The sequence below is a fragment of the Bartonella sp. AC130YNZD genome, from assembly GCF_042196865.1.
GTDB lineage: Bacteria > Pseudomonadota > Alphaproteobacteria > Rhizobiales > Rhizobiaceae > Bartonella.
This window is the reverse complement of record NZ_JBHIQZ010000081.1, coordinates 1-2,435: the sequence shown is the minus strand read 5'-3', so window position 1 is coordinate 2,435 and position 2,435 is coordinate 1. Positions and strand designations below refer to the sequence as shown.

At 32.0% G+C, this 2,435-nt stretch carries 4 protein-coding genes and 1 pseudogene; 3 read left to right on the top strand and 2 right to left on the bottom strand.

Features of this window, described 5'->3' with window-relative positions; translation table 11 throughout:
* Positions 1–168 precede the first annotated feature (168 nt).
* Positions 169–813, top strand: a complete 645-nt coding sequence (locus ACFINU_RS09630) for a recombinase family protein (RefSeq protein WP_375612424.1) — start codon at positions 169–171, stop codon at positions 811–813.
* 86 nt (positions 814–899) lie between these two features.
* Here ACFINU_RS09630 and ACFINU_RS09625 read toward each other — a convergent pair whose 3' ends face one another.
* On the bottom strand, positions 900–1,148 hold the full coding sequence (locus tag ACFINU_RS09625) for a hypothetical protein (RefSeq protein ID WP_375618899.1): 249 nt from the start codon (positions 1,146–1,148) through the stop codon (positions 900–902).
* 114 nt (positions 1,149–1,262) lie between these two features.
* Here ACFINU_RS09625 and ACFINU_RS09620 point away from each other — a divergent pair, with 114 nt between their 5' ends.
* Positions 1,263–1,943, top strand: coding sequence for a ParA family protein (locus ACFINU_RS09620; protein ID WP_375612422.1), 681 nt, complete (start codon positions 1,263–1,265; stop codon positions 1,941–1,943).
* Between the two features lie 3 nt (positions 1,944–1,946).
* Positions 1,947–2,213 (top strand): hypothetical protein, encoded by a 267-nt coding sequence (locus ACFINU_RS09615; protein WP_375618900.1) that lies wholly within the window; start codon positions 1,947–1,949, stop codon positions 2,211–2,213.
* Positions 2,214–2,244: 31 nt separating this feature from the next.
* Here the strand turns inward: ACFINU_RS09615 and ACFINU_RS09610 are convergent.
* A pseudogene (locus tag ACFINU_RS09610) lies at positions 2,245–2,435 on the bottom strand (XRE family transcriptional regulator); the annotation flags it as partial.

Below are 2,435 nucleotides of genomic sequence, written 5' to 3'. Positions count from 1 at the left end.
CTAATGATTAAATCTGATCAATCAAATTTCCTATTTTATCATTGATCATTTTAATTATTCTATCAGAAAAAACGATCATTTTTTATGAACGAAAATTGTATATTTAATTCCTATTTTTTCTATGCAATAATATATCAGTTTTAATATAAAATAACCTTTTTACTGAAAATGCCAAAATTTTATGCTTATTTACGTGTTTCTCGTGATGGACAAGATACAGAAAATCAAAAATTTGGATTGTTAGAATATGCTAATAAAAATGGCTTTGCACCACTTCATATTGAGGAAGAAATTGCAAGTAGAGGAAAAGATTGGCGTAAGCGTAAACTTGGTGCTTTAATTGAAAAAGCGGAATGTGGTGATGTTTTACTCACACCGGAGTTTTCTCGTATAGCTGGTTCTTCTCTTGCTGTTTTAGAAATTCTCAAAGCAGCCAGTGAACGTGGTTTAATTGTGCATATAACGAAACAAAACCTTATCATGGATGGAAGTTTGCAAAGCGATATCATTGCAAACGTATTGGGTATGGTATCGCAAATTGAACGGCATTTAATTCAAACACGCACAAAAGAAGCCTTAAATGTTGCTCGTCAACGAGGAATAAAACTTGGCCGGCCAAAAGGAAGCAAAGCTACGCAATTAAAGCTGGACAATCACATTGATGAAATTCAAGCATTTATAAATGTTGGTTTATCACAGAGCCGTATTGCTAAGACATTAGGAGTCAGTGTGAACACCTTGCGTTTATTTATTGAACGTAAAAACATCACGCTTACAAAAATAAAGCCTATCATTACCATGCCAAAAACATAAAGGTATATTTTAGTATAGTACTCTACCCTACGATATAATATCATAAGGTATAGTAAAATTAACTGATAAACTTCTCATAGAGGAAATTAATTTTTTCCTATATCCTCTTTCCAAAATTTTGTGCCATTGTCTATCATTAGAGCTAATTGTAGTGCAGCCTCTGGAACTTTACTTTTTATGATATCTCCTCTCTCTGTTTTAACTTCTGTAAATCCATCACGCTGTATTATATCGGGTTTGTTAAAACTATCTATTTTTTGATTAAAAGTTTCAAAAAAATTGCTAACGTTTTTAAAAACTTTATCGTTATGATTTTGAACGTATTTTTTTGGCATTTTTGCTCCTTATAAATTTTTGCTTCTTATAAAAGGTGTACTTTAATACTTTATTATACCTTATAGTATAATACTATACAATACAATACCATATTCTATTTAGAGAGTAACTAAATGCCTGTCATATCCTTTGCTAATTCCAAGGGGGGGAGTGGAAAAACAACATCTGCTTTGCTCCTTGCTTGTGAACTTGCACATGCTAAACCTGTTACAATTATAGATGCTGATCCTCGCCATCCTATTACCACTTGGTCTGAATTGCCGGGTAAACCAGATAATCTTACTGTCGTTACTAATGAATCTGAAAAAACTATTTTAGATGAAATAGAAATTGCATCTACTCGAGATCCATTCGTAATTGTTGATCTAGAAGGTACAGCATCACGCTTAACTAGTTATGCAATTAGTCAATCTGATTTTGTAATTGTTCCTATGAAGGAACAACAGCAAGACGCTATAGCAGCTATCGAAATTATAAAAGAAATTCACAGAGATATGAAAGCTGTACGGCGTCTTATCGCTTATTCTGTTTTGTTTACGCAATCTAAAGTTGTTGCAAAATCCAGAACTGCTCGTTTTGTATCATCTCAATTTAGAAAAAACCCAGAACTTGATGTTTTTGAAACAGAAATCAATGAACGTGATGCTTTTTCAGCAATCTTTGCAACTGGAGGTTCACATCGTAATCTCAATCCAAAGGAAGTTAATAATTTAGAAACTGCGATTGGCAATGTCGAAGCATTTGTTGCTGAAGTCATTACAAAGCTAAAAAAAGTTCAAGAGAAAGGAAATTAAAGAATGAGTACAGAAAGAAAACCATTAAATTTTTCAGAACTTGATGATTTTAAACCACGACAAACTCAATCTTCTTTAAACATTATACAACGCAAAGAGGTAGATAAGGCAGCAACTTTCCCAAGTCGTGAACAGTCAGTTGAGATACAATTAAATATCAAAGCTAGCGTAAATATCATTAATCGTTTTAAATTGATGGCTAAACAAGAGCGATATCGCCATGGTGATTTTCTAGAAATATTAATGAATGCTTATAAACAGAGCGATTAGTTTGTACGCTATAATTTTAAAAGTATTCATTTTATTCAGAAAACAAACATAAAACTGCTTTCTGTTTTTTAGGATTAAGTTTTCTAAAACCTTTTAAAAGGAAATATTCTTCTTTACTGGAAATTTCTTCATCATAATGGTACGGAATATTTCTTTTTTGTGAAATGTCGGTATAAAAAAAGGAGATATGAACATCTAGTATGTTAGCGATTTCCTGCAAGC

Coding starts and splice junctions, on each gene's coding strand:
- ACFINU_RS09630 (WP_375612424.1), top strand. CDS start 169: ATGCCAAAATTTTATGCTTATTTACGTGTTTCTCGTGATGGACAAGAT.
- ACFINU_RS09620 (WP_375612422.1), top strand. CDS start 1,263: ATGCCTGTCATATCCTTTGCTAATTCCAAGGGGGGGAGTGGAAAAACA.
- ACFINU_RS09625 (WP_375618899.1), bottom strand. CDS start 1,148: ATGCCAAAAAAATACGTTCAAAATCATAACGATAAAGTTTTTAAAAAC.
- ACFINU_RS09615 (WP_375618900.1), top strand. CDS start 1,947: ATGAGTACAGAAAGAAAACCATTAAATTTTTCAGAACTTGATGATTTT.